The organism is Streptomyces sp. NPDC004539 (genome assembly GCF_040610055.1).
Lineage (GTDB): Bacteria > Actinomycetota > Actinomycetes > Streptomycetales > Streptomycetaceae > Streptomyces.
This window is the reverse complement of the sequence record NZ_JBEXLS010000015.1, coordinates 106,785-130,835: the sequence shown is the minus strand read 5'-3', so window position 1 is coordinate 130,835 and position 24,051 is coordinate 106,785. Positions and strand designations below refer to the sequence as shown.

Below are 24,051 nucleotides of genomic sequence, written 5' to 3'. Positions count from 1 at the left end.
GGCAGGGGTCTTCTCCCTAGTGTGAGGGGCGTTTGACCCCACCTCACCGAGGAGCGCCCGTGCCCCACAGACGTCCCGCCCTCGCAGTACCCGTCGCCCTCACCGCCGTACTGATCGCCGCGAGCCCCGCGGCGGCGGGCCCCGTCGGGGACGCCGGCGTCGGCGACCCCTACTTCCCGCTCGCCGGGAACGGCGGCTACCACGTCTCCCACTACGACCTGACGCTCGCCTACGACCCCGGCACGAAGCACCTGGCGGGCACCGCCGTCCTCACCGCCCGCGCCACCCAGGACCTCACCCGTTTCGACCTCGACCTCAGCGGCCTCACCGTCACCGGCCTGACGGTCGATCACCGCAGGGCCGCGCACCGCCGCTCCGGCCAGGAACTGGTCGTCACCCCGGACCGCCCCCTGCGCAAGGGCCGGACCTTCCGCGTCACCGTCACCTACCAGGGCACCCCCGCCCCGGTCACCGACCCCGACGGCTCGGCCGACGGCTGGATTCCCACCGACGACGGCGCGTTCGTCGCCGGGGAGCCCCAGGGCGCGATGACCTGGTTCCCCGCGAACAACCACCCCCTGGACAAGGCGTCGTACGACTTCGCCCTCACCGTCCCGCAGGGCCGCACGGCCGTCGCCAACGGCGTCCTCGTCGGCCAGCGCACCAGGAACGGCCGCACCACCTTCCGCTGGCACCAGGCCGAACCCATGGCCGCCTACCTCGCCACCGCGACCGTCGGCACCTTCAAGGTCCGCCAGTACACGACCAAGAGCGGTCTGAAGGTGTACGACGCGATCGACCCGCGCGAGGCGAACGCGGCGGAGCCGGTCACCAGGCAGCTGCCGGCCGTACTGGACTGGGAGAGCAAGCTGTTCGGGCCCTACCCGTTCCGCGCGGCCGGATCGATCGTCGACCACGCCCCCCAGGTCGGCTACGCCTTGGAGACCCAGACCCGGCCGGTGTACGACAGGGCGCCTGACCTCTCCACCCTCGTCCACGAGAGCGCCCACCAGTGGTTCGGCGACTCCGTCTCGCTGACCTCGTGGAAGGACATCTGGCTCAACGAGGGCTTCGCGACGTACGCGGAGTGGCTCTACGACGAGCAGCACGGCGGGGACAGCGCACAGAAGACGTTCGACGCGCTGTACGCCAGCCCGGCGGGCGACGGACTGTGGGCGTTCCCGCCGGGGAACCCCGGCAGCGGGGCCAACATCTTCGCCCGGCCCGTGTACGCGCGGGGCGCCATGACCCTGCACGTCCTGCGCAAGACCGTCGGAGACCGTGCCTTCTTCCGCGTCCTGCGGTCCTCGGCGGCCGAACACCGGGGCGGCAACGGCACCACAGCCCAGTTCCAGCGCCTCGCCGAGCGGATCTCCGGCAAGAACCTCGGCCCGCTGTTCCACACCTGGCTCTACACGGCGGGCAAACCGACACTCCCCTAGGGGTACGGGCGTACGGCTCACTGCTCGCGCAGGCCCCACGGTGAGCCGTACTCCGTCAGCAGGTCCAGGAACGGCCGCGCCGGGAACGCCTCCGGGCCGAGGACGCCGGTGCCCGACCAGACGCCGCCCGCGAGGAGTTCGAGAGCGACGACCGGGTTCACGGCCGTCTGCCAGACGACCGCCTGACTGCCGTACTCGGCCATCGACCACTCGTTGTCGACGACGTGGTAGAGGTACACCTCGCGCGGCGCGCCGTCCTTCGTGCCGCGCACCCACGTGCCCGCGCACGTCTTGCCGCGCATGCGGTCCCCGAGGGATGCCGGGTCGGGCAGGCAGGCCGCGACGACGTCCCGGGGCGAGACCGCGACCGGACCGCCGGCCGTCGGCACGGTCACCGGGGAGGTACGGTCCAGCTCCAGGCGGTGCAGCGTCCTGAGGGTGTCGACGAACTCCTTGCCGAGCCCGTACTTGAACGTCACCTTCCGCGCGTCCACCCAGCGCGGCACGAGGAGCACCTCCTCGTGCTCGACGTTCACGCACTCCACCTCCCCGATGCCCTCGGGGAAGTCGAACACCTCCGGCTCGCTGAACGGCGCGGTCGTGTACCAGCCCCGGTCCGCCTCGTAGACCACCGGCGGGTTCAGGCACTCCTCGATCGTCGTCCAGATGTTGAAGGACGGCGCGAAGTCGAGTCCGTCGACCGTCAGGTTCGCGCCGTCGCGGATGCCGATCTCCTCGATGTCGTCGAAGAGTTCGTCCGCCGCGTACCGGGCGAAGACGTCCGAGAGGCCGGGCTCCACGCCCATGCCGACCAGCGCCAGTGCGCCCGACTCCGCCCACTGCCCGGCCCGCGCGAACTGGGCGTCGCCCAGCTTCACCCCGCACTCCTCGTACGGGCGGTCCGGGTGCGGGTGCGACAGGGACATCGCCATGTCGACATAGGTGGCGCCACTGGCGTGGGCCGCCTCGAACAGAGGGAGGACGAACCGCGGGTCCGTCGCGTTGAGCAGCACGTCACAGCCGTGCCGGACCAGCAGGTCACGGACGGCCGCCTGGTCGGAGGCGTCGACGGACGCCGCCGTGAAACGGTCGTCGCCGTCCAGCGCCGCCACGGCCGCAGCCGCACGGGCGGGGTCGTAGTCGGCGACGACCATCGCTTCGAAGAACGGTCGCCGGGCGGCGATCCGGGTGATGGCGGTACCCACGCCACCGGCTCCTACGAGCAGTACACGCATGACAAGGCTCCTGTCGATTTGTCGCTACAGGGGTGCGCGCGCCTTGTGAGCATCAAAGGTGCTGGGGTGGCGTAAGGTCAATGGCGTTGGCATAAGGACGGGCGAGGAGGGTTCGTGGCCAAACAGGTCGTCCCCGAGGAGAAGCGCCGGCGGCGCCGGCCCACCAAGAGCGGCACGGTCCTCTCCGAGGCGCTCATCGTCGACACGGCGCTGCGGATGCTGCGGGAGCACGGCAGTGCCGGCCTCACCGCCCGCCGCCTCGGCGCCGCCCTCGACTGCGACCCCAGCACCCTGTACCGCTACTTCCGGGGCATGGACGACCTGACCCTCGCGATCGGCGACGCCCTCATCGGGCAGGCGCTCCAGGGGTGGAGGCCGACGGGGGAGTGGCGTGCCGACCTGTACGCCGTGGGGCTGCGGATCTACGAGGCGTACGTCGCGCATCCGCAGGCCGCGCAGCTCACGGCGAGCCGGGTGACCGGGCGCGCGAACGAGCTGGCCGCCGACGAGGCCGTCCTGCACGTGCTGCGGCGGGCCGGGTTCCCGCTGGCCGAGACCGTCCGCATCTACCACGCGTTCATCGACCAGACCCTCGGGTTCGCGGCCCTCGACGCGGCCTCCCTCGCCCTGCCGCGCGCCTCCCAGCGGGCCGACGACGCGAAGTGGCAGTCCACCTACGCGCGCCTGCCGGCCAGCACGCATCCCCGGATCGCGGAGGCGGCGCCCCTGTTGACGACGTACATGGTGACCAGCGCGTACCCGACGGCGCTGGAGATGCTGCTGGACAGCGCGGAGGCGCGGCTGGCGGAGGGCGCGGCATAGGGGGAGACGCCGGGTCCGGTCAGCGCAGGAACGCCCGCGCCGTGGCCGTCACCGCCTCGGCGACCGACGCGAGCGCTGGGGAGTCCAGCTTCCACTGCTGCCAGTACAACGGCAGATCCAGCGGCCGGTCCGGCGCGAGGGACACCAACCGGCCCTCGCGGACCAGCGGTTCGGCGTGCACCTCGGGGATCATGCCCCAGCCGAGCCCGGCGACCACCGAGTCCCGGAACCCCTCCGAGCTGGGGACGGCGTGCCGCACACCGCTCGCACCGCCCGCGCCGAGGCGCCGTACGAAGGTGTCCTGGAGGCCGTCCCGGCGGTCGAAGACCATCACCGGGGCCCGCGGCAGCGACTCGGGCAGCGGGTCCGTGAGATGGCGGGCGGCGAACTCGGGGCCGGCGCAGGCGAGATAGCGCATCGTCCCCAGCCTCCGCACCACACACCCCGTCACCGCCTCCGCCGACGCCGTCACCGCCGCCATCACGAGCCCCTCCCGCAGGAGCTGTGCCGTACGCGTCTCGTCCTCGCGGTGCAGCTCGAAGTACAGGCGCGGCTCCTGCGGGACCCCGGCGAGGGCGGGCAGGAACCAGGTCGCCAGGGAGTCCGCGTTCACCGCGACGGAGACGCGCGTCGCCTCGCCCTCGCCGCTCATGCCCAGCTCGGAGCGCGTGTCGCGTTCGAGCCGGGCGAGCTGCCGGGCGAACCGCACGACGATCTCACCGGACTCCGTGGGCCGTACCGGCTTGGTGCGCAGCAGCAGGACCCGCCCCGTCCGCTGCTCCAGCGCCTTAACGCGCTGGCTGACGGCGGACGGCGTCAGGTGGAGCGCCGAGGCCGCCGCGTCGAACGTGCCCTCGTCGACGACGGCGAGGAGGGTCCGTACCTGGTCGAGAGGGAGATCCGTCATCACGAGAGCTAATGTTACGTAAGAATCTTTAGCTGTACGCGTAGTGATCCACTTCGTACCGTGGACGGCATGTCCCCAGCTCTCACCGCCGCCGTGGCCGGATTCGGCACCGGCCTGTCGCTCATCGTCGCCATCGGCGCCCAGAACGCGTTCGTCCTGCGCCAGGGTGTCCGCCGGGACGCCGTCCTGCCCGTCGTCGCGATCTGCGCCCTGTCCGACGCGCTCCTGATCGCCCTCGGGATCGGGGGAGTGGGCGCGCTGGTGGTGGCGTGGCCGGGGGTGCTGACCGCCGTCGGCTGGGTCGGCGGAGCCTTCCTGCTCGGGTACGGCGCGCTGGCCGTCCGCCGGGTGGTGCGACCGCAGGGGGCGCTGGCGGCCGAGGGGGACACGGCCGGGTCGGTGAAGCGGGCGGTGCTCACCTGCCTCGCGCTGACCTGGCTCAACCCGCACGTCTACCTCGACACCGTGTTCCTGCTCGGCTCCATCGCCGCCGACCGGGGCTCCCTGCGCTGGACGTTCGGGTTCGGCGCCGCCGCCGCGAGCCTGTGCTGGTTCGCCGCGCTCGGGTTCGGCGCGCGGCTGCTGAGCCGGTTCCTGACCCGGCCGGCCGCCTGGCGCGTGCTGGACGGGTTCGTCGCGGCGACGATGATCGTGCTGGGCGTCACGCTGATCGCGGGCAGCTGACGGTGGCCCCCCGCGGGCTGCGACACTGATCCCCGCCAGCGAAAGATGTAACCAGCAAGCAGGGTGCGCGTGGATACCAGTGAGAGCAGCCCCTCGGTCGACGAACCGGCGCCCGTCCGCAAGGGATGGCGGCGCTGGGCGATGGACACCCGGCCACTGCGGCGCCCCGCCTACCGGCGGCTGTGGACGTCGACGATCGTCACGGCCGTCGGCAGCCAGCTGACGGCCGTCGCCGTGCCGAAGCAGGTGTACGACATCACCGGGTCGTCCGCGTGGGTGGGGTACGCGAGCCTCGCCGGGCTCGTCCCGATGGTGGTGTTCGCGCTGTGGGGCGGGGCCGTCGCCGACGCGATGGACCGGCGCAAGCTGCTGCTGATCACGAACTCGGGGATCGCCGTCACCTCGCTGCTGTTCTGGGTGCAGGCGTTCTCGGGGCTGGACAACGTCGGGGTGCTGATGGTGCTGCTCGCCGTGCAGCAGGCGTTCTTCGGGCTCAACTCGCCCGCCCGCAACGCCTCGATCGCGCGGCTGGTGCCGCCGGAGGAGCTGGCCGCCGCCAACGCGCTCGGGTCGACCGTCATGCAGACGGGCCTGGTCGCCGGTCCGCTGCTGGCCGGGGCGCTGATCCCGGTCGTCGGGCTGCCGGAGCTGTACCTGATCGACGCGGTCGCGCTGTGCGTGACGGTGTGGGCCGTCCACCGGCTGCCCTCGCTGCCGCCGCTGGACGGGGGCGGGAGGCGGCGGGCCGGGGTGCGGGAGATCGTGGAGGGGTTCCGGTACATATCCCGGCACAAGGTGCTGCTGCTGTCGTTCCTCGCGGACGTCATCGCGATGGTGTTCGGGATGCCCCGGGCGCTGTTCCCGCAGATGGCCGCCGAGACGTACGCGTCCTACGGCGAGGGCCTCGCGCTCGGCCTGCTGTTCGCGGCGATCCCCGTCGGGGCCGTGCTGGGCGGGCTGTTCTCCGGGACGTTCTCGCGGATACGGCGGCACGGGGTGATGGTCATCGGGGCCGTCGTCGCCTGGGGCGCGGCGATCGCGCTGGTGGGGGTGAGCCTCAACCTGTGGTTCTCGGTGGCGTTCCTGATCGTCGCCGGGGTCGCGGACATGGTGTCGATGGTGTTCCGCGGGGCGATCCTGCTGTCCGCGGCGACCGACGAGATGCGGGGGCGGATGCAGGGGGTGTTCACCGTGGTGGTCGCGGGCGGACCCCGGCTCGCGGACGTGCTGCACGGCACGGCGGGCGCCGCCTTCGGGCCCCGGGCGGCCGTCACGGGCGGCGGGGTGCTGGTCGTGGTGGTGATGCTGGGGATCGCGGCGGCGCTGCCCGCGCTGCGGCGCTACCGCATCTGACCCCCGGGGGCGCCGGGCCGCCTACAGACTCCCCCTGCGGTGCGCCTCCAGGAGTCTGCCGCGCGTCAGTTCCAGCCGGTGCGCCAGGATCTCCGCCACCAGCCGGACCAGGGACAGCCCGAGCGCCGGGTCCTCCTCGCACAGGCGCAGCACCGGCGCCGCCTCGAACTCGTAGGCGCGGACCGGGCTGAACGCCTCCGCGCCGAAGTCCCAGACGTACGGCGGGAAGAGCCAGGACCAGCCGAGGAGGTCGCCGGAGCCGAGGCTCGCGACCGTCACCCGCTGCTGACTGGTGACCTGCTGGTCGAGGCTCACCGCGCCGGAGCGCAGGACCCAGAAGCGGTCGGCCGGGCCGCCCGCCTCGAAGATGCGGGTGTCCTCGGGGAAGGACACCTCCTCGGCGAGGGAGAGCAGGCGCTCGCGCTGGGGCGGATCGAGGGCGGTCAGGAGTCTGGTCGCTCTGGTCATGCGTTCCATTGGAGCCCGTGACGGCGCCCGGGGCACCTCGGCGTGTGTGAAGAAAGGGGAAAGCCCTGGCTGGACGGGGGAAGCCAGCCAGGGCTGTCACACGGTGATGTCCGGAGGAGTGAAGTCTCGACTCCGTGCACCCCGTATGTATGAACCGTAAACCATCGAGGGAGATTTCGCGTAGCCCCAAGCGGGTTGAGTGACCTGTTTCACTTTCATCTTTCCCGAAAACCGGCCCAAGTGGGCTGATTCCAAAGGAAGTTCACAGGCTCCGCTAGGCCGCCACATCACCCGACTCCGCCTTCACCGGCACCCCCAGCGGACGCGCGAGCCCCACGACCGCCTCGTCGAGCCGCTGGAGATGCCGCAGCACCCGGTCCGTGACCCGCCCGTACCGGGGCGTCCCGTACCGGCCGGGCCGCAGCAGCGACGCGATGCTCGCCCCGGTGCGCACGGCCGCCGGCTCGTCCCGCACGTGCGCCGCGACCGCCCCGATGTTCGCCACGATCCGCTCGCCCGCCCCGCGCAGCCGGGGATCGGCCGCGATCGACGGATGCGTCGGCAGCAGCTCGGCCGTCGCTGCGAGCGAGCGCGCGTGGTACGCGCAGGTCTCCAGCAGCGCCACCACGTACCGCGCCGTGTCCTTGCGGCCACGCAGCGGCGACACCGGATGGGTGAGCGGCTGCGTCGCCGCCAGCAGATCCGCGAGCGCCTGGTCCAGGTCCCGCGCCCGCTCCAGCAGATCCTCCGCCGCCGCCCCGCTGAGCTGGTCCAGCGCCCCCGAGGTGACGTCCGCGAGCCGCTCCAGGGCCGCTTCGAGGAGTTCGTCCGTACGCCGGTCCGTGTGCACCGGCAGCACCAGCGCCGCCGCGATCACCCCGCAGGCCGCCCCGAGCGCCGTCTCCTCGACGCGCAGCACCAGCACCGACAGGCTGTAGGTGTGCAGCAGCGTGTACAGGACGCCCAGCGCGGCCGTCACGAAGAACGACATCAGCGTGTACGACAGGGGAGCCGTGTAGAACATCGCGAACACGCAGAGCAGGACCAGCGCGAACGCCGTCCACGTGTGCTGCCCGACCAGGCCCGCCAGCCCCAGCCCGGCGACCACCCCGAGGACGGTCCCCAGCAGCCGGCGGTAGCCCTTGACGAGGATCTCCCCGGTCGACGCGGTGTTGATGAACACGATCCAGCACGTCAGCACCGCCCAGTACCAGCGCTGCGAGGACAGGAACTCGCCGCCCACGATCGCCAGCGACGACCCCACGGCCACCTGCACCGCCGCCCGGGTCGTCGGCCGCGCGAGCCCCGTCGCCTCAGGCTCCTCCTCGGCCTCCAGCGCCGCGTCCTCCGCGTCCAGCTCCTCCCGGGAACGCGCGGTCTCGGCGGTGTCGTCGGCGTCGTCCTGCGGGCCGTCCAGCACGATCCGCAGCCCCAGCACCGCGCGCGCCGCCTCCCCGATGCCCCGGAAGACGTCCTGCACGGCCGGCGGCCCGTCCGGGAGGTTCTCCTCGTCCCGGTAGCCGAGGAGGCGGTTGCGCAGATGCGCCCGCGAGGCCCCGGCCGCCTCGGGGTCGCGCACCAGCAGGCGCAGCGCCGACAGGTCCCGGCGCACGGTGTCACGCGACGCGTCCCGCACGAGATGCCGGCCGGCCTCGGGGACGGGGAAGCCGGGGAGGTGCAGGGTGAGGGTGTCGGCGCGCTCCGCGCTGCGGGCCGTCAGCAGGAGCAGGCCGAGGCGCTCGGCGGTGATCTCCGCGTCCGCGACCCGCCGCTGCACCAGCCGCGCGGACGCCGCGTCCGGGGTGCCCTCCTCCAGCCGGCCCTGGATCATCAGCGCCGTCTCGTGCAGCCGCGCGGTGCGCTCACGCAGATGCCCCAGCGCCCGCTCGACGTCCTCGGGACCGGCGTCCAGCAGCTCCAGCTGCGCGTCCAGGAGCTGCGCGAGCCGCGCGCGGAACGCCCTGCGCAGCCGCTGGAAGGTCCCGGCGGACGTCTGCGGGACCAGCGCGAACCGCGCGACCGCGCTGCACGCGAACGCCACGGCGACCGTCCCGAGGAACCCGGGCAGGTTCCCGGCCCGCACCTCCACGAACAGCGCCACGAAGTGCGTCTGGAACGCGATCATCCCGAGCGCGTGCCCCCGGTCGCCGAACCGCCGCCCGTACACCGCGCCGAAGATCAGCACCACGAAGAACACGTCCCCGACGACGACCAGGGAGTGCAGCAGCGTCGCCAGCGCCACCGACGCGGCGGCCACCGGCAGCCCGAGGGCCAGCGTCACCGCCTGCGGGCCGCGCCGCTTCTCCTGGATCGCGAACGTCGCGACCATCGCCGTGATGGCGCCCGCGACGAGATGCGACACGCTCACCCCGAACGGTGCCAGCACCGCGAGGGTGAGGGCGATCGCCCCCGTCGTCCGCAGCCCCGCCGCCAGCCTGAGCAGCCCCGGGTCCGACGCCGACACCCTGTCCCACACCCGCCTGACCACTGTGTTCACGCCGCGTACTTTATGCGGGGCCGCAGCCGGGCGGGACGGGGCGGGTCCGCGGAAGCACCCGCCCCGTCCCCCGGCTCAGTCCTTCCCCGCCCCCTTCACCTGTTCCGCCACCTGCTCCGGCGTCAGATACGTGTCCGTGTACTCGAAGTCCCTCATCCGCGCCGGCCTGCCGTACTGGAAGCCGGTACGGACGAAATCGTCCCCGGCGAGCGCGTTGAGCGTCCAGTTCGTCAGCACCCGCACCTTCGCGACGTTCGTGCGCAGCGCCGACCAGTGGTAGCCGCGCGCCACCGCCTGCGCGGGCACCCCCCGCAGCTCCACGCCCATCGGCTTGGACACCGCGTCCGTCCCCCCGAGGTCGACGACCAGCCCGAGGTCCTTGTGCCGGTACGGCTTCGCTGGCCGCCCCCGCAGCGTCGCGATGACGTTGTCCGCGACGACCTTCCCCTGCCGCATCGCGTGCTGGGCCGTCGGCGGGCAGACCGCGTCCGCCTCCCCCTTGGCGAGGTCCGGCACGGCCGCCGCGTCACCGAGGGCGAACACCCCGTCCTGCCCCGGCACCGACATCTCCGGCGTCACGGCGAGCCGCCCCCGGACCGTCTCCGCGCCCAGCGTCCCGATGAGGGGGCTCGCGGCGACCCCGGCCGTCCAGATCAGTGTGCGCGTCGGGATCACCCGGCCGTCCGTGAAGGTGACCTCCTCGGCACCGGCCTTCGCGATGGACACCCCGAGCGAGATCTCCACGCCCCGCTTGCGCAGCACCTCCTGCGCGCTCGCCCCCAGCTTGTCGCCCAGCTCCGGCATCAGCTTCGGGGCGATGTCGATGAGATGCCACTTGATGAGCTTCGGGTCCAGCCGCGGATACCGCTTGACCGCGTTACGGGTCAGGAGTTGCAGACAGGCCGCCGTCTCCGTACCGGCGTACCCGCCGCCGACGACCACGAACTGGAGCCGGGAGGCCCGCTCGGCGGGATCGTCGCTGGCGTCCGCGAGATCGAGCTGCGAGATCACGTGGTCACGGACGTACGCGGCCTCGGCGAGCGTCTTCATGCCGATCGCGTGGTCGGTGAGGCCCGGGATGTCGAACGTGCGGGTCACGCTGCCGGGGGCGAGGACGAGGTAGTCGTACGGCTCGTTGACGAGGTCGCCGGTGATCGTGCGGACCACGCACACCTTCGACTTGAGGTCCACGCCGATCGCGCCGCCCGGGATGATCCGGGTCCGGTACTTGCTGCTGCGGCGCAGCGACACCGCGATCGACTGGGGGGTCAGCACACCCGACGCGACCTGCGGCAGCAGCGGCAGGTACAGCTGGTAGGCGAACGGCGTCACCAGCGTGATGTCCGCCTCGCCCGGGGAGAGCCCCCGCTCCAGTCTGCGGACGCAGCCCACGCCCGCGAAACCCGCGCCCACCACCAGGATTCTGGGTCGATCCACGTCGACCTCCCTTTCTACGGCACCACACCGATCCCACCGTGCCGGGAGCGCTCGCGCCAGCCGGGAGAGGCATGTTGACGACCCCGACCCGATAGTCACATGGCCATACCCCCGTCACACGGTTCCATGCGTGCCGTACGGCACGCGGGTATGCGGCGTCACCACGCCTTCGGGCGGGTATGGGGGTAGCTGTACGGACGGCGGCGGGCGGCCGTCCACGGGGTGAAAGGGAGGGAGCCGTGTTGACCAGCGAGAGAATCTGGACGTACGCGCCGGAGTCCGGCCGCACCGAGGGGCAGGGACTGACCGGCTACACCGTCGTCGCCACGGACGGCACCGTCGGCCGCGTCGAACGCGAGGCCGCACCCCAGGGCCTGAGCCATCTCGTCGTCGAGACCGGCGTATGGGTCTTCGGCCGCAGCGCGGTCGTCCCGGCGGGCACCGTCGCGGGTGTCGACGACAGCGGCCGGCGCGTCCTGCTGACCTGCACCCGCGAGGAGGTGAAGGCCGCGCCGCGCTTCCGCACCGACAGCGAGACCCGCGACCCCGGCTACCTCGCCACCGTCGGCGCCTACTACCTGCGCCTCACCGCACGCGGCACCGCACCCGCCTGAGGCTCAGCGGAACACGTCGTCGCTGTCGTCCCAGCTGAGGATCTCCGGCGGGCTGTGGCGGGGGATCGGGGCACGGGCCTGGTACATCGCCTCGATCTCCGCCGCCCAGTGCGCCACGATCGAGTCCCGGCGCAGCTTCATCGACGGCGTCAGCAGCCCGCCCGCCTGGTCGAAGGCGCGCGGCAGGATACGGAACACCCGGATCGACTCCGAGCGGGAGACGGCGCTGTTCGCGGCGGCGACCGCCCGGCCGATCTCCTCGCGCAGGGCGTTCTCCTCCCGCGCCTCCCGGCTCGGCACATCGCCCTGGAGCGCGAGCCGGGCCCGCCAGTGCGCCAGGAAGTCGGGGTCGAGCGTGATCAGCGCGCCGACACAGGGCCGGTTGTCGCCGACGACGACCGCCTGGTGGACCAACGGGTGCACGCGCAGCCGCTGTTCGAGGAGCGTCGGCGAGACGCTCTTGCCGCTGGTCGTGACGATGACGTCCTTCTTGCGGCCGGTGATCGTCAGATAGCCGTCCGCGTCGAGATGGCCCAGGTCGCCCGTGGCCAGCCAGCCGCCGTGCAGCGCCGAACGGGTCGCCGCCTCGTCGCCCACGTACCCCTGGAACACCGAGGGGCCGTTCACCAGGATCTCCCCGTCGTCGGCGACCCGGATGTCCGTGCCCGGCAGCGCCCGGCCCACCGTGCCGGACTTCTCGCGGCCCAGCGGCTGCATGGTGATCCCGCCGCCGGTCTCGGTGAGGCCGTAGCCGTCGTGGACGTAGATGCCGATGCCCTCGTAGAACAGCGACAGGTCCCGGTGGAGGGTCGAGCCGCCCGAGGTCGCGCGCCGGACCCGCCCGCCCAGCGCGCCGCGCAGTCTTCGGTAGACGGTCCGCTCGAAGACGGCGTGCTGCATCCGCAGATCGAGACCGGGACCCGAACCCCGGCCGAGGCGCTGGCGCTCCACGGACGCCGCGAACTCCCGCGCCGTCTGCGCCGCCCGCTCGAACAGCCCCCCGCGCCCGTTCTGCTGGGCGGCCAGCAGGAACCCCTTGTAGATCTTCTCGAACACCGACGGCACCGCGTACAGGTACGTCGGCCGGAACGTGCGCAGCGCCGCCGTCAGCGCCGCCTCGCTCATGTCCGGCTCGTGCCCCATCAGGATGCCGCCGCGCACGCACAGCCCCTGGATCATCAGCCCGTAGACGTGCGAGAACGGCAGGAACGCGAGGACCGCCGGCCGCTGTCCGGGCGGCGCGACCGTGTGCCCCCACCCGGCCAGCAGCGTGTCGCAGGGGCTCGCCAGCCCCTGGTGGCTGAGCGCGCAGCCCAGCGGGCGGCCCGAGGTCCCGGAGGTGTACACGATCGCGGCGGTCGAGTCGGGGAACACGATCCGGCGCAGCGACTCCACCGTCGTCACCGGCACCGACTCGCCCATCGCGACGAGCTGTTCGAGCGCGCCCGCATCCAACTGCCAGACGTGGCGCAGCCAGTCGAGCCCCGCGCACACCGAGCCCACCGTCATCACGGTCGCCTCGTCCTCCACGACCACCCCGACACACCCGGAGTCCCGCAGAATCCACTCCACCTGGTCCCGCGACGACGTCGGGTACACCGGCACGATCTCCGCGCCCACCGTCCACAGCGCGTAGCTGATGACCGTCCACTCGTAGCGGGTGCGCGCCATCACCGCGACCCGGTGCCCCGGCGAGATCCCCGACGCGACGAAACCCCGCGCCAGCGCCACCACCTCGTCCCGCAGCGCCGCCGCGCTCACCTCGGTCCACGCCCCGGGGTCCACCGCCGAACGCCGCGCCAGCACCGGCCGGTCGGGGGTGCGCTGGGCGGCGTCGAAGACACTGTCGGCGAGCCCTCCGGTCAGGGGGGAGACGGCGGCTGGGGGAGCGACCGCGACGTCGCGCATGCGCTGGCTCCTGACAGGTACGGGGAGTGAAGGCCCAGGCCGGAACGGTCACCGGGGTGCTCGAATCTAGCCCAGCCACAGGCCCTTGTGACCACGAACGCGCAAGTAAGAAGCACCGATCGGCGACATCGGGAGCACTTTTTCCACCAGGTCTTTTCATCTGGCATAAGCACACCGATCACGGGTACGCGAGGTGCTCGTGTTGCACGAATGGAGCAACACCCCCACCGTGGAAGTGACGCGGAAGCGAACGGCAGTCACGCTCCGTGGAGCTGACTCGGTGAGGAGCCAACGACGATGAAGACCGCCGCTCCCTGCACCTACCACCTCGACGTCGACGTCAGCCCCGAACGGGCCGGACAGGTCCGGCGCATCCTCGCCGCACACCTGCGGCACTGGGGCCTGGAGACGCTGGTGGACCCCGTCGGGGAGGGCGCCGAGCTGCTCCTCAACGCCATCGACCGGCACGCCGTCGACAAACGCGCGGCGATCGAGATGTGGTGGAACGGCCACCACCTCATCACCGCCGTCGCCGAGCACGACCCCGACCTGCGCCCCGACCACGACCTGCGCGCCTGCCTCACCCGCCTCGCCGCCACCAGCGACGGCTGGGGCTGCTGCGCCACGGCGGGCGGCGCCAAGGTCATCTGGTTCACCCAGCGCGCCCGCACCGGCCGCCGCGCCCTCCTGATCCCCGTCGCACCGGTCCCGAGCCTGCGCACCAGCCTCGACCTGCCGAGGGCCCTCCCGGCCGCCGTGTGAGACCCCCGGCCCTCAGTCCCCGCGCTCCGCCACCGTGAACTGCGCCCCCTCCGGGTCCCGCAGCACCACCTCCCGCGCCGACTTCGTCAGCACGCTCCCGCCGTGCACCTCCGCCGCCCGCGCGCACGCGGCGACGTCCGGGACGGTGAAGTGGACCTGCCAGTGCGGCCGTACCGTCGGATCGGGGGCCGCCTCCAGCGCGCCGGACCCGATCCGGGCGACCACCGCGCCCCGGCTGCGCAGGACGACCTCGCCGTCCTCATAGTGGACCTCGCAGCTCCCCGGCAGGTCCGATGCCCAGTCCAGCACCTCGCCGTAGAAGATCGCCGACGCGAAGGCGTCCCGGGTGTGGAGGCGGACCAGGGCCGGGGCCGCGCGGCGCCACAGGTCCCAGTCGCCGAACAGCGCGCCCTCCCAGATGCCGAACGCGGCCCCGTCCCGGTCCGCCAGCAGCGCCGCCCGACCCGGCGGCAGCGCGACCGGCCCCACCGCGACCGTGCCCCCGCGCTCCCGCACCCGGCCCACCGCCTCGTCCGCGCCGATCACCGCGAAGTACGGCGTCCACGCCACCGCCATCTGCCACATCGCCGCCACACCCGCGATCCCGGCCACCGGGACGCCGTCCGCCGACGCCACCCGGAAGTGGTCGCCCAGGGAGCCCTGGCGCCACTGCCAGCCGAAGACGGCCCCGTAGAACTCTTGGGTGGCCGCCAGGTCGCGGGTGGTGAGGCTGACCCAGCAGGGGGCTCCGAACACGGAGCGGGTGGTGACGACTTCGGGGCGGTTGTTCATGGGCGCTCGCGTCCTGCTCTGTTGCGTCCGGCGTGATCGTGACCAGTGTCGGCCGGACAGAGTGCCGACCGCCTCTTGACTCACCCTTGAGGCTGTTACCTCTGCTAAAGAGATAATCTGGTCGTATGGACGACGAGACGTTTCCGCAGGAACTCGCCGACGCGATCGTCGGGGTCCAGCGGCTCCTGCGCCGCCGGCTGCGCGCCGGACTCACCGTGCCCCGGCTGCGCGGCGGCGAGGCCGAACTGCTGCGCCTGGTCGGCACCCGGCCCGGCATCGGCGTCTCCGAGGCCGCCAAGGAGCTGATGCTCGCGGGCAATTCCGTCTCGACCCTCGTGAACCGGCTCGTGAAGGAGGGCTATCTGATCCGCGAGACCGACCCCGCCGACCGGCGCGCCGCCCGCCTCCGGCTCACGGAGGCCGCCGAGGTCCGGCTGCGGGACTGGCGGGCCCGCCGCGCCCTGCTCGTCGAACGGCAGGTCGCCCGCCTCGACGCGGCCGACCGGGAAGCGCTGAGAGCGGCGCTGCCGGCGCTGCGGACCCTCGCCGTACAGCTCCAGCAGGAACCGGAAGTGCCCCAGGAGGAGGACCCCTCATGACCGACGCCGTCACCTGCACCGGCCTCGCCTACGCCTTCGGGGACACCCGGGCCGTCGACGGCCTCGACCTCACCGTCGCCGAGGGCGAGGTCTTCGGCCTCCTCGGACCCAACGGCGCCGGCAAGACCACCGCCATCCGCTGCCTCACCACCCTGCTGCCGGTCCCCGCCGGCATGGTCTCCGTCTTCGGGCACGACGCCGCCGGCGACCGCATGGCCGTGCGCCGCCTCCTCGGCTACGTCCCCCAGCAGCTCTCCGCCGACGCCGGGCTCACCGGACGCGAGAACGTCTCCCTGTTCGCCCGCGTCTTCGACGTACCCCGCCGCGAACGCGCCGAGCGCGTCGGCCAGGCCCTCGCCGCCGTCGGCCTCACCGACGCCGCCGACCGGCTCGCCGGGACCTACTCCGGCGGCATGGTGAGGCGGCTCGAACTCGCCCAGGCGCTCGTCAGCGCGCCCCGGCTGCTCATCCTCGACGAACCCACCATCGGCCTCGACCCCATCGCCCGCACCGGCGTCTGGGAGCACATCGGCGCCGTCCGCGAGGCCACCGGCATGACCGTCCTCGTCACCACCCACTACATGGACGAGGCCGACCACTACTGCGACCGCGTCGGCCTGATGCACCACGGCCGGGTGCGGGCGCTCGGTACCCCCGAGGAACTGCGCGAGGGCCTCGCCGCCCGGCGGGGCACCGAGACGCTGCCCACGTTGGAGGACGTCTTCCGCGACGTCGCCGGCGGCTCCCTCGACGAGAACTCAGGAGACTTCCGCGATGTCCGAAGCACCCGCCGCACCGCTCAGCGTGTCGGCTGACATATCCCTCCTCGTCAAACCGCCCGCGCCGCGCGCCGGCTGGCGGCTGGTCCCCGCCCGGGTCGGCGCGATGTGCGTCGTCGAGCTCCAGAAACTCCGGCACGACCGGACCGAGCTGTACACGCGCGCCGTCCAACCGGCCCTCTGGCTGCTGATCTTCGGCCAGACCTTCACCCGCATCCGGGCGATCCCCACCGGCGGCATCCCCTACGTCGACTACCTCGCGCCCGGCATCATCGCCCAGTCCGCCATGTTCATCGCGATCTTCTACGGCATCCAGATCATCTGGGAGCGGGACGCGGGCGTCCTCAACAAGCTCCTCGTCACGCCGACCCCGCGCGCCGCCCTCATCACCGGCAAGGCGTTCGCCGCCGGCGTGAAGTCGGTGATCCAGGCCGTCGTCGTCATCGTCATCGCGGCCCTCCTCGGGGTCGCGCTCACCTGGAACCCGCTCAAGCTGCTCGGGGTGCTCGCGGTCGTCGTCCTCGGGTCGGCGTTCTTCTCCTGCCTGTCCATGACCATCGCCGGGATCGTCCTGAGCCGCGACCGGCTGATGGGGATCGGGCAGGCGATCACCATGCCGCTGTTCTTCGGCTCCAACGCGCTCTACCCCGTCTCCGTCATGCCCGGCTGGCTCCAGGCCGTCAGCGCGTTCAACCCCCTCAGCTACGAAGTGAACGCCCTGCGCGGTCTCCTGATCGGTACGCCGGCCCATCTCGCCGTCGACTTCGGGGTGCTCGCGCTCGCCGCCGCGCTCGGTGTCGCCGCCTCCTCCGCGCTGCTCGGCAGGCTCGCCCGGTGACGTGATGTGCGGCACGTTTGCACAAGGCGTCACCTCGGTGTTTCAGATATTTCTGCTGGGCACGGCTTGATCGCCGATCAAAAGGGACGATGGCCCAGGCCACGGCGCATTCCGCTCATTTGACAGTGCACTCGGGCCACGGATAGGACTCAGCCGGTGGACGTCGGGAGGTGGGCCGTGTACGAGCCGAACGTGGTCGGAGACTGGCAGGAGTACGAGGCGTACTCCGGTCTGCGTCTGCGCGTGAACCGGCTGGAGCGCGCGGAGCCGCCACGGGGCCGCGACGACGCCGCCGAGGGGCTCACGTACTTCAGGCTGCGGGTCGTCGTCGAGAACCGGGGTGAGGCGAAGTACTGCGTGCACCTGGAGGACGGCCAGATCGACGTCCGGATCGGGCCCGACGGCGAGAGCGCCTTCGTCGACTGGCGCAACTCCCAGTTCGTCGAGGGCTTCGACGTCTACCCCCTGCGCCGCGTCACCGCAGTCCTGCACGCCGCCGGCCCCGAGGCCACCCTCGACCGCATCGACGTCCAGGTCCAGCTCCGCGTGGACGACGAGTGGACCGAACGCCGTTTGTGGACGGGCGGGTTGGACCTCTGCGAGGAGAAGGTGGGCGCGGCTCCCTGCGCGGGACGCGTCGGGGAGGAGCTGTCCCGCCAGGTGAGCAACTATCTCCGGGACCAGACCGAGGCGGGCGACGGGACGTCCTGAGGCGCCCGCGTCGGCCGCCGGCCCGGAGGGGTCAGTGGGGGATGCCGTCGATCAGCTCGCGCGCCCCCTGGCGCAGGAGGGCCACCGCCACCGACGTGCCCAGGGTCGCCGGGTCCAGCGGGCCCGCCCACTCGTGGGCGTTGAGGCGGGTCTTGCCGTCGGGGGTGAAGACGCAGGCGCGCAGGGAGAGTTCGCCGGTGCGGTCGACCTGGGCGTAGCCGGCGATGGGGCTGTTGCAGTGCCCCTGGAGGACGTGCAGGAACATGCGCTCGGCGGTCGCCTCACGATGCGTCGCGGGGTCGCCCAGACCGCTCACCGCGTCGATCAAATCCGTGTCGCCCTCACGGCACTGGAGGGCCAGGATGCCCGCGCCGATGGGCGGCATCATCGCCTCGGGCGAGAGGACCTCGCTGATCACGTCCGTACGGCCGATGCGCTCCAGCCCCGACACGGCCAGCAGCAGCGCGTCCGCCTCACCGGCGGCCAGCTTCTCCAGGCGCCGGTTCGCGTTGCCGCGGAACGGCACGCACTCCAACTGCGGATGCGTCGCCGCCAGTTGAGCGATCCGGCGGACCGAGGACGTACCGATCCGGGTGCCGTCCGGCAGCTCGTCCAGGGTGAGACCCCCGGGGTGGATCAGCGCGTCCCGGACGTCGTCCCGCTTGAGGAACGCCGCGAACACCGTCCCGGCGGGCAGCGGACGGTCCGCGGGCACGTCCTTCACGCAGTGGACGGCGAGATCCGCCTCCCCGGCCAGCAGCGCCGCGTCGACCTCTTTGGTGAACGCGCCCTTGCCCTCGACCTGGGACAGGTCGCCCATCCACTTGTCACCGGTCGTCTTCACCGGCACGACCTCGGTGCGCACCCCGGGATGCAGTGCGCCCAACTCGGCGCGCACCCGCTCCACCTGGGCCAGCGCCATCGGCGAGTCACGGGAGACGATACGGATCAGTTCGGGTACCGACATGTGAGACACGATAGACCCTCCCGGCCGTCCCACGGACACCGCGGGCGCTCCCTCGAACCCGGCCGGACCCGGATTCGAGGGATCGCCGAGAGACGGGCTCAGCTCACGCGGCGGGATCGAACGAGATGCCCGACGGCTTCGCCTTCGTGAGGTGGTCCACGAAGTTCGCGTCCTTCAGACCGAAGTTCGCGCTCCCGAAGTCGTACGCGCTCAACTTGTCCCGCAGCCCCGCCGGGTACCCGTTCCAGCCGACCAGCGGCGGGTACTGCCAGGTGTGCTTGTCGTTCTCCGGCGGCTCGTCGTTCGTGTTCGCCAGCCGGAAGCAGTGCGTGCTGATGCCGTCCTTGTGGTAGACGACCTTCGCATGCGTCCCGTCGAACCGCACCGCCGACGCCGCGCTCACCGTGAACGACCCGTGGTTGGACGTCGACACGTACTGCACCGCGCCGTTCTGCACCCAGATCACGACGTGCTCCCAGTCGTGCCGGTGCCCGCCGATGCTGCTGTTCGCGAGGGCCTGGTCCTTCTCGAAGTACAGGCCGTACATGTACGCGCACCAGCCGTTGTTGCACTTGTAGCGCGAGTAGCTGTTGGTGTTGTCGAGGTCCGACGCGTCGTGGCAGTCGCCGCTGAGCGAACCCGTCGGCTTCAGACCGCCGTTGATCGTCCCGTCGGGGCCGATCGCGGGGGTCGAGTAGCAGCCGTCGGTGTCGTAGTCGAACGCCGGCAGGTACGTCAGCTCGGCGGCCTCCGCGTTCTGCGGCAGGGCCGTCGGCGGAGCGGCGTACGCGGCCGTCGGGACGGCGAGCACGAGCGCGCCGGCGAGCGCCGACACGGTGAGCCATCTGCGACGGGCCGGCGTGGACTTGGGTGACGACAAGGCGTCCTCCGGATGGGGGGAGAGGGGGTGCGCGGGGGGCAGCTCAGCTTCCCCGCTTTTCCCGCCCCGGCCAAGGGGTCGCGCACGTCTCAGAGGTGAAGTACCGGCCAATACTGGCCTGTTGAGGACCGGTCAGAGCCGGTGTGTCCGGAATTCCGCTTCCGGGGGCGGCGGCAGCACCAGACCCGACTGGTAGGCCATGACGACGAGCTGGGCCCGGTCCCGGGCGCCGAGCTTCGTCATCGCCCGGTGGACGTGGGTGCGCACGGTCAGCGGGCTGACGAACAGGCGCTCCGCTATCTCCTCGTTGGAGTGGCCCTCCGCCACCCACGCCATCACCTCCCGTTCGCGCGCGGTCAGCCCGTTCAGCGTCTCGGGGGTCGCGAGGCGGGACGCCTCGGTGGGGGAGGACAGGAACCGGGTGATGAGGACCCGGGTGGCCAGCGGCGACAGCAGCCGCTCTCCCGAGGCGACCGTGCGGATGCCGTCGAGGAGGTCGTCGGCGGTGACGTCCTTGCCGAGGAAGCCGCTCGCGCCGGCTCTGAGGGCCTGTGCGACGTACTCGTCGATCTCGAACGTCGTCAGGATCAGCACCCTCGTCTCCGCGAGCGCCGGGTCCGCGCAGATCGCGGTCGTCGCGGCGAGGCCGTCGGCGCCCGGCATCCGGATGTCCATCAGGACCACGTCGGGCCGCAGTTCCCGGGCGAGCCGCTCCGCCTCGAAGCCGTCGGTGGCCTCGCCGACCACCTCCATGTCGGGGCAGGAGGCGACGAGGATGCGGAAGGTGGCCCGCAGCAGGGCCTGGTCGTCGGCGAGGAGCACGCGGATGGTCATGGGGTCCGTTCCTGGGGTGGGGTGGGTGCGGGGTACAGCGGGAGCCGGGTCGTCACCTCGAAGCCGCCCTCGGGCCGGTGCCCGGCGTGCAGCGCCCCGCCCATCGACAGGGCGCGCTCCCGCATGCCGATCAGCCCGAAGCCCTGGGCGGCGGGCCCGGCGGCGGGGCCGGTGCCGTCGTCGGTGACGGTGAGGGTGACGTGGTCGCGGCCGTAGCGCAGCCTGACGCGCGCCGCCCGGGTCCCGGCGTGCTTGGCGACGTTCGTCAGCGCCTCCTGCACGATCCGGTACGCCGTCAGGTCCACCCCCGGCGACAGCGGCCGGGGCGCCCCCTCCGTCGACACCTCGACGTCCAGGCCCGCCGTCGCGCAGGCCCGCGTCAGCTCCGCGAGCCGGTCCAGGCCCGGCGCCGGGGCGAGCGGCGCCTCGGACTCCCCGGCCTGCCGCAGCAGGCCCACCGTCGCCTTCAGCTCCCGCAGCGCCGACGACGTCGTACCGGACAGGTCGGTGAGGATGCCCGCCACCTGCTGGGGGTGCGTACGGGCGAGGTGCGCCGCCGTGCCCGCCTGGGCGTTGGCCAGCGCGAGATGGTGGGCGACGACGTCGTGCAGCTCGCGCGCGATCCGTACCCGTTCCTCCGTCACCCGGTGGCGGGCCTCCTCCTCCCGGCCGCGCTCCGCGAACTCCGCCCGCTGCTGCACGGCCGTCAGATACGCCCGGCTGAGCCGGACGGCGTTGCCCAGCACGGCCGGCAGCAGGAGCCACGCGGCCGGGCTGACGACCTTCATCGCCCAGGGGTGCGGCACCGGGTCCAGGAGCACCGCCGACAGCACGACCAGCGCCAGTGAACCCGCGTAGTACCGGCGGACGGTCCGGCGCCGGGTCAGGGTCGCCAGCCGGTACAGCGCGAGCATCAGGGGCGCCAGGAGTAACGGCGTCAGGAGATGGCCCAGGGCGCTGCCGCCCGCGACGCAGGCGGCGGTGAGCGCCGTCGTCGTCCGCGGGCGGCTGCGCTGCCACAGGAGGAGGGCGACGCAGGCCACCGCTCCGTAGGCGAGGGTGGGCAGCGTCTCGTCCGGCTGTTCGGCGCGCGGCATGGTGATCTCGCTGCCGAAGAGGAACGCGGCGAACAGGAGGACGGCCGACATCGTGTCGACGGTCCGGGCGTGCTCGCCCGCGTAACGCTGCCACTGCGTGCTCATACGCGGACGGGCTCCTCGGGCGCGGCGGCCGGCCGGTTCAGGGCCTCGCCCTCGACGTCCACCGTCGGCAGCAGCCGCTCCAGCCACCCCGGCAGCCACCAGGCCGCCCGCCCGAGCAGCGCGAGAACCGCCGGCACGAACGCCATCCGTACGACGAACGCGTCGAGGAGCACGGCGGCGGCGAGCCCGAAGCCGATCATCTTGACCATCGACTCGTCGGCGGTGACGAACCCGGCGAACACCGCGATCATGATCAGCGCAGCGGCCACCACGACCCGCGCGCTGTGCCGGAACCCGGAGACGATCGCGTCGGGCGCCCGGTCGCCGTGCACGTACGCCTCCCGCATCCGGGCGACCAGGAACACCTCGTAGTCCATCGCGAGCCCGAACACGATCCCGACCAGGAAGATCGGCATCAGGTTCATGATCGGACCGGTCTCCTCAAGATCCAGCAGATCCGCGCCCCAGCCCCACTGGAACACCGCGATCACCGAGCCCAGCGCCGCCAGCACCGACAGCAGGAACCCGAACGCGGCCTTCAGCGGCACCAGCAGCGACCGGAACACCACCAGCAGCAGCACGAACGCGAGCCCGACGACGACCGCGAGATACGGGACCAGCGCGGACTGCACCTTCTCGGAGACGTCGATGTTCACGGCCGTCGTCCCGGTCACCGAGAACGTCGCCCCGGTCGCCGCGTCGATGCCCGGGCGGTCGTCACGGATCGCGTTGACGAGGTCCTGCGTCCTCACGTCGCTCGGCCCCGTCGAGGGCGTCGCCGTGAACACGGCCGTGTCGCCCGCCTCGTTGAACCGCGCCGGGGACACCGACACGACCCCCTTGTGGGCGCCGATCCGCTCGGAGATCTCCTTCGCCGCGCCCTTCGCGTCCCGGGCCCCGCGCGCGTCGACCACGATCATCAGCGGCCCGTTGAACCCGGGCCCGAACGCCGTCGCCAGGTCGTCGTAGGCCCGCCGCTCGGTCGTCGCCGTCGACTTCACCTCGTCACCCGGCATCCCGAGCTGGAGATCCAGCACCGGCACCGCGAGCGCGCCCAGGCCGACCGTGCTCAGCAGCAGGACCGTCACCGGACGGCGCAGCACGAACCGCGCCCAGCGGGACCCGCCGTTGTTCGGCCCGCCCTCCTTGATCCGGCCGCTGCGCCGCGCCCGGCGGGAGAGGACCGCGTTCGGCCAGCAGCCGATCAGCGCGGGCACCAGCGTCAGCGAGATCAGCACGGCCACGACGACCGCGCCGGCGGCGGCCAGGCCCATCTTGGTGAGCGTCGGGATGCCCACCACCGAGAGCCCGGCCAGGGCTATGACGACCGTGAGCCCCGCGAAGACGACCGCGGAACCGGCGGTGCCGACGGCCGTCCCGGCGGCGTCCTGCGGCTGCCGTCCCTTCGCGCGCTCCTCGCGGTAGCGGGAGACGACGAACATCGCGTAGTCGATGCCGACCGCGAGCCCGAGCATCGTCGCCAGCGTGCCCGTGGACTCCGCCAGCTCGAACGTGCTCGACAGGGCGAGGATCGCGGACATGCCGATCCCGACGCCGACCACCGCCGTCAGCAGGGGCAGCCCGGAAGCGGCCAGCGAGCCGAACGTCATCAGCAGGACGAGGGCGGCGATCCCGATGCCGATGACCTCGCCGATGCCGCCCGCGCCGGGCTGTTCGGCGAGCGCGGTGCCGCCGGTCTCGACGGTCAGGCCGCTGCCGCGCGCCTCCGCGATCGCCGCCTTCAGGTGGTCCTTGCTCGCGTCGGTGAGGTGGTCGGCCTTCGCCTCGAACGACACCGTCGCGTAGGCGGTCGTGCCGTCCTCGCTGACCGCGCCCGAGGTGAACGGGTCGACGGCCTGCGAGACCTGCGAGCCGTCCCCGGCCTCGTCGACGAACCGCTCGATCGCGGCCCTGTGCGCGGTGACCTTCTCGCCGGTCGGGGCGACGAACACGACGCGCGCGTTCGCGGTGTCGGCCGTCGTGCCCGGGAAGCGCTGTTCCATCAGGTCGAACGCCTTCTGGGACTCGATGCCGGGCATCGACGTCCCCGGGTCCTCGACGGCGGGCGCGGTGGCCGCGGCGGCACCCGCGCCGGCCAGCAGCGCCACCCACAGCAGGATGACGGGCCAGCGGCGCCGGAAGGCCAGGCGGCCCAGTCGTGAAAGCAGTACGGCCATGGAACGGACGTCTCCCCGGACGGTTTCGGACAGGAGCCTCAGAGTCGCGGGACGCGGCCCCTCGGGTCGTCGTCCGTCCGCCGACAATCGGGCGTACTGAGAACGCAGTACGCGGGGGCGGGGAGTCATGCCGCAGGGCGAGG

22 protein-coding genes are annotated in these 24,051 nt (G+C 72.5%); 10 read left to right on the top strand and 12 right to left on the bottom strand.

Annotated elements, in window-relative coordinates; all coding sequences use genetic code 11:
- The first annotated feature begins 59 nt into the window (after positions 1 to 59).
- On the top strand, positions 60 to 1,442 hold the full coding sequence (locus ABZX85_RS28720; RefSeq protein WP_355874472.1) for a M1 family metallopeptidase: 1,383 nt from the start codon (positions 60 to 62) through the stop codon (positions 1,440 to 1,442).
- 17 nt (positions 1,443 to 1,459) lie between these two features.
- Here ABZX85_RS28720 and ABZX85_RS28715 read toward each other — a convergent pair whose 3' ends face one another.
- Positions 1,460 to 2,677, bottom strand: coding sequence for a saccharopine dehydrogenase C-terminal domain-containing protein (locus tag ABZX85_RS28715; protein ID WP_355874469.1), 1,218 nt, complete (start codon positions 2,675 to 2,677; stop codon positions 1,460 to 1,462).
- Positions 2,678 to 2,791: 114 nt separating this feature from the next.
- Here ABZX85_RS28715 and ABZX85_RS28710 point away from each other — a divergent pair, with 114 nt between their 5' ends.
- A complete protein-coding gene (locus tag ABZX85_RS28710) occupies positions 2,792 to 3,499 on the top strand; it encodes a TetR/AcrR family transcriptional regulator (protein ID WP_355874466.1) in 708 nt (235 codons plus the stop codon).
- Positions 3,500 to 3,518: 19 nt separating this feature from the next.
- On the opposite strand, the gene ABZX85_RS28705 is transcribed toward ABZX85_RS28710, so the two are convergent.
- Entirely contained in the window at positions 3,519 to 4,406 is an 888-nt protein-coding gene (locus ABZX85_RS28705) for a LysR family transcriptional regulator ArgP (RefSeq protein ID WP_355874463.1), read from the bottom strand.
- Between the two features lie 69 nt (positions 4,407 to 4,475).
- Between ABZX85_RS28705 and ABZX85_RS28700 the strand changes: the two genes are divergently transcribed.
- Both ABZX85_RS28700 and ABZX85_RS28695 read left to right on the top strand, forming a co-directional pair.
- Positions 4,476 to 5,090, top strand: a complete 615-nt coding sequence (locus ABZX85_RS28700; RefSeq protein WP_355874460.1) for a LysE/ArgO family amino acid transporter — start codon at positions 4,476 to 4,478, stop codon at positions 5,088 to 5,090.
- 69 nt (positions 5,091 to 5,159) lie between these two features.
- Positions 5,160 to 6,443, top strand: a complete 1,284-nt coding sequence (locus ABZX85_RS28695) for an MFS transporter (protein ID WP_355874457.1) — start codon at positions 5,160 to 5,162, stop codon at positions 6,441 to 6,443.
- Positions 6,444 to 6,464: 21 nt separating this feature from the next.
- Here the strand turns inward: ABZX85_RS28695 and ABZX85_RS28690 are convergent, their stop codons facing one another.
- The 3 genes from ABZX85_RS28690 to ABZX85_RS28680 all read right to left on the bottom strand — a co-directional run bounded on the left by ABZX85_RS28690 (position 6,465) and on the right by ABZX85_RS28680 (position 10,845).
- Positions 6,465 to 6,911: a cyclic nucleotide-binding domain-containing protein gene (locus ABZX85_RS28690; protein ID WP_355874455.1), complete on the bottom strand. Its 447-nt coding sequence runs from the start codon at positions 6,909 to 6,911 to the stop codon at positions 6,465 to 6,467.
- Positions 6,912 to 7,185: 274 nt separating this feature from the next.
- The gene (locus ABZX85_RS28685) at positions 7,186 to 9,408 is read right to left on the bottom strand and encodes an FUSC family protein (RefSeq protein ID WP_355874452.1); all 2,223 of its coding nucleotides are present in this window, start codon (positions 9,406 to 9,408) and stop codon (positions 7,186 to 7,188) included.
- Positions 9,409 to 9,483: 75 nt separating this feature from the next.
- A complete protein-coding gene (locus tag ABZX85_RS28680; RefSeq protein ID WP_355874449.1) occupies positions 9,484 to 10,845 on the bottom strand; it encodes an NAD(P)/FAD-dependent oxidoreductase in 1,362 nt (453 codons plus the stop codon).
- Positions 10,846 to 11,087: 242 nt separating this feature from the next.
- Between ABZX85_RS28680 and ABZX85_RS28675 the strand changes: the two genes are divergently transcribed.
- Positions 11,088 to 11,459, top strand: coding sequence for a PRC-barrel domain containing protein (locus ABZX85_RS28675; protein ID WP_355874446.1), 372 nt, complete (start codon positions 11,088 to 11,090; stop codon positions 11,457 to 11,459).
- 3 nt (positions 11,460 to 11,462) lie between these two features.
- On the opposite strand, the gene ABZX85_RS28670 is transcribed toward ABZX85_RS28675, so the two are convergent.
- A complete protein-coding gene (locus ABZX85_RS28670; RefSeq protein ID WP_355874444.1) occupies positions 11,463 to 13,367 on the bottom strand; it encodes an AMP-binding protein in 1,905 nt (634 codons plus the stop codon).
- Between the two features lie 297 nt (positions 13,368 to 13,664).
- Between ABZX85_RS28670 and ABZX85_RS28665 the strand changes: the two genes are divergently transcribed.
- Complete coding sequence (locus ABZX85_RS28665) at positions 13,665 to 14,129, top strand: pep a2 (RefSeq protein ID WP_355874441.1); 465 nt, start codon at positions 13,665 to 13,667, stop codon at positions 14,127 to 14,129.
- A 12-nt stretch (positions 14,130 to 14,141) separates the two neighbouring features.
- Here ABZX85_RS28665 and ABZX85_RS28660 read toward each other — a convergent pair whose 3' ends face one another.
- Positions 14,142 to 14,921 carry a VOC family protein gene (locus ABZX85_RS28660; protein ID WP_355874438.1) on the bottom strand — a complete coding sequence of 260 codons (780 nt, stop codon included), beginning with the start codon at positions 14,919 to 14,921 and terminating at the stop codon, positions 14,142 to 14,144.
- Positions 14,922 to 15,046: 125 nt separating this feature from the next.
- On the opposite strand from ABZX85_RS28660, the gene ABZX85_RS28655 reads away from it, so the two are divergent.
- The 4 genes from ABZX85_RS28655 (at position 15,047) to ABZX85_RS28640 (ending at position 17,848) form a co-directional block, all read left to right on the top strand.
- Positions 15,047 to 15,520, top strand: a complete 474-nt coding sequence (locus ABZX85_RS28655; RefSeq protein ID WP_355874435.1) for a MarR family transcriptional regulator — start codon at positions 15,047 to 15,049, stop codon at positions 15,518 to 15,520.
- Positions 15,517 to 16,335, top strand: coding sequence for an ATP-binding cassette domain-containing protein (locus tag ABZX85_RS28650; protein ID WP_355874432.1), 819 nt, complete (start codon positions 15,517 to 15,519; stop codon positions 16,333 to 16,335). Before ABZX85_RS28655 ends, ABZX85_RS28650 begins: the two co-directional genes overlap by 4 nt.
- Positions 16,295 to 17,137, top strand: a complete 843-nt coding sequence (locus tag ABZX85_RS28645) for an ABC transporter permease (protein WP_355874429.1) — start codon at positions 16,295 to 16,297, stop codon at positions 17,135 to 17,137. The genes ABZX85_RS28650 and ABZX85_RS28645 overlap by 41 nt, the downstream gene beginning before the upstream one ends.
- Before the next feature lie 177 nt (positions 17,138 to 17,314).
- Positions 17,315 to 17,848, top strand: coding sequence for a hypothetical protein (locus ABZX85_RS28640; protein ID WP_355874426.1), 534 nt, complete (start codon positions 17,315 to 17,317; stop codon positions 17,846 to 17,848).
- Between the two features lie 31 nt (positions 17,849 to 17,879).
- Here ABZX85_RS28640 and hemC read toward each other — a convergent pair whose 3' ends face one another.
- The 5 genes from hemC to ABZX85_RS28615 form a co-directional block, all read right to left on the bottom strand.
- Positions 17,880 to 18,815: a hydroxymethylbilane synthase gene (gene hemC, locus ABZX85_RS28635; protein ID WP_355874424.1), complete on the bottom strand. Its 936-nt coding sequence runs from the start codon at positions 18,813 to 18,815 to the stop codon at positions 17,880 to 17,882.
- Between the two features lie 103 nt (positions 18,816 to 18,918).
- On the bottom strand, positions 18,919 to 19,695 hold the full coding sequence (locus ABZX85_RS28630) for an NPP1 family protein (protein ID WP_355874421.1): 777 nt from the start codon (positions 19,693 to 19,695) through the stop codon (positions 18,919 to 18,921).
- A 132-nt stretch (positions 19,696 to 19,827) separates the two neighbouring features.
- Positions 19,828 to 20,529, bottom strand: coding sequence for a response regulator transcription factor (locus ABZX85_RS28625; protein WP_355874418.1), 702 nt, complete (start codon positions 20,527 to 20,529; stop codon positions 19,828 to 19,830).
- Positions 20,526 to 21,731, bottom strand: a complete 1,206-nt coding sequence (locus tag ABZX85_RS28620; protein ID WP_355874415.1) for a sensor histidine kinase — start codon at positions 21,729 to 21,731, stop codon at positions 20,526 to 20,528. The genes ABZX85_RS28625 and ABZX85_RS28620 overlap by 4 nt, the downstream gene beginning before the upstream one ends.
- Positions 21,728 to 23,908 carry an MMPL family transporter gene (locus tag ABZX85_RS28615; protein ID WP_355874413.1) on the bottom strand — a complete coding sequence of 727 codons (2,181 nt, stop codon included), beginning with the start codon at positions 23,906 to 23,908 and terminating at the stop codon, positions 21,728 to 21,730. Before ABZX85_RS28615 ends, ABZX85_RS28620 begins: the two co-directional genes overlap by 4 nt.
- Positions 23,909 to 24,051 lie beyond the last annotated feature (143 nt).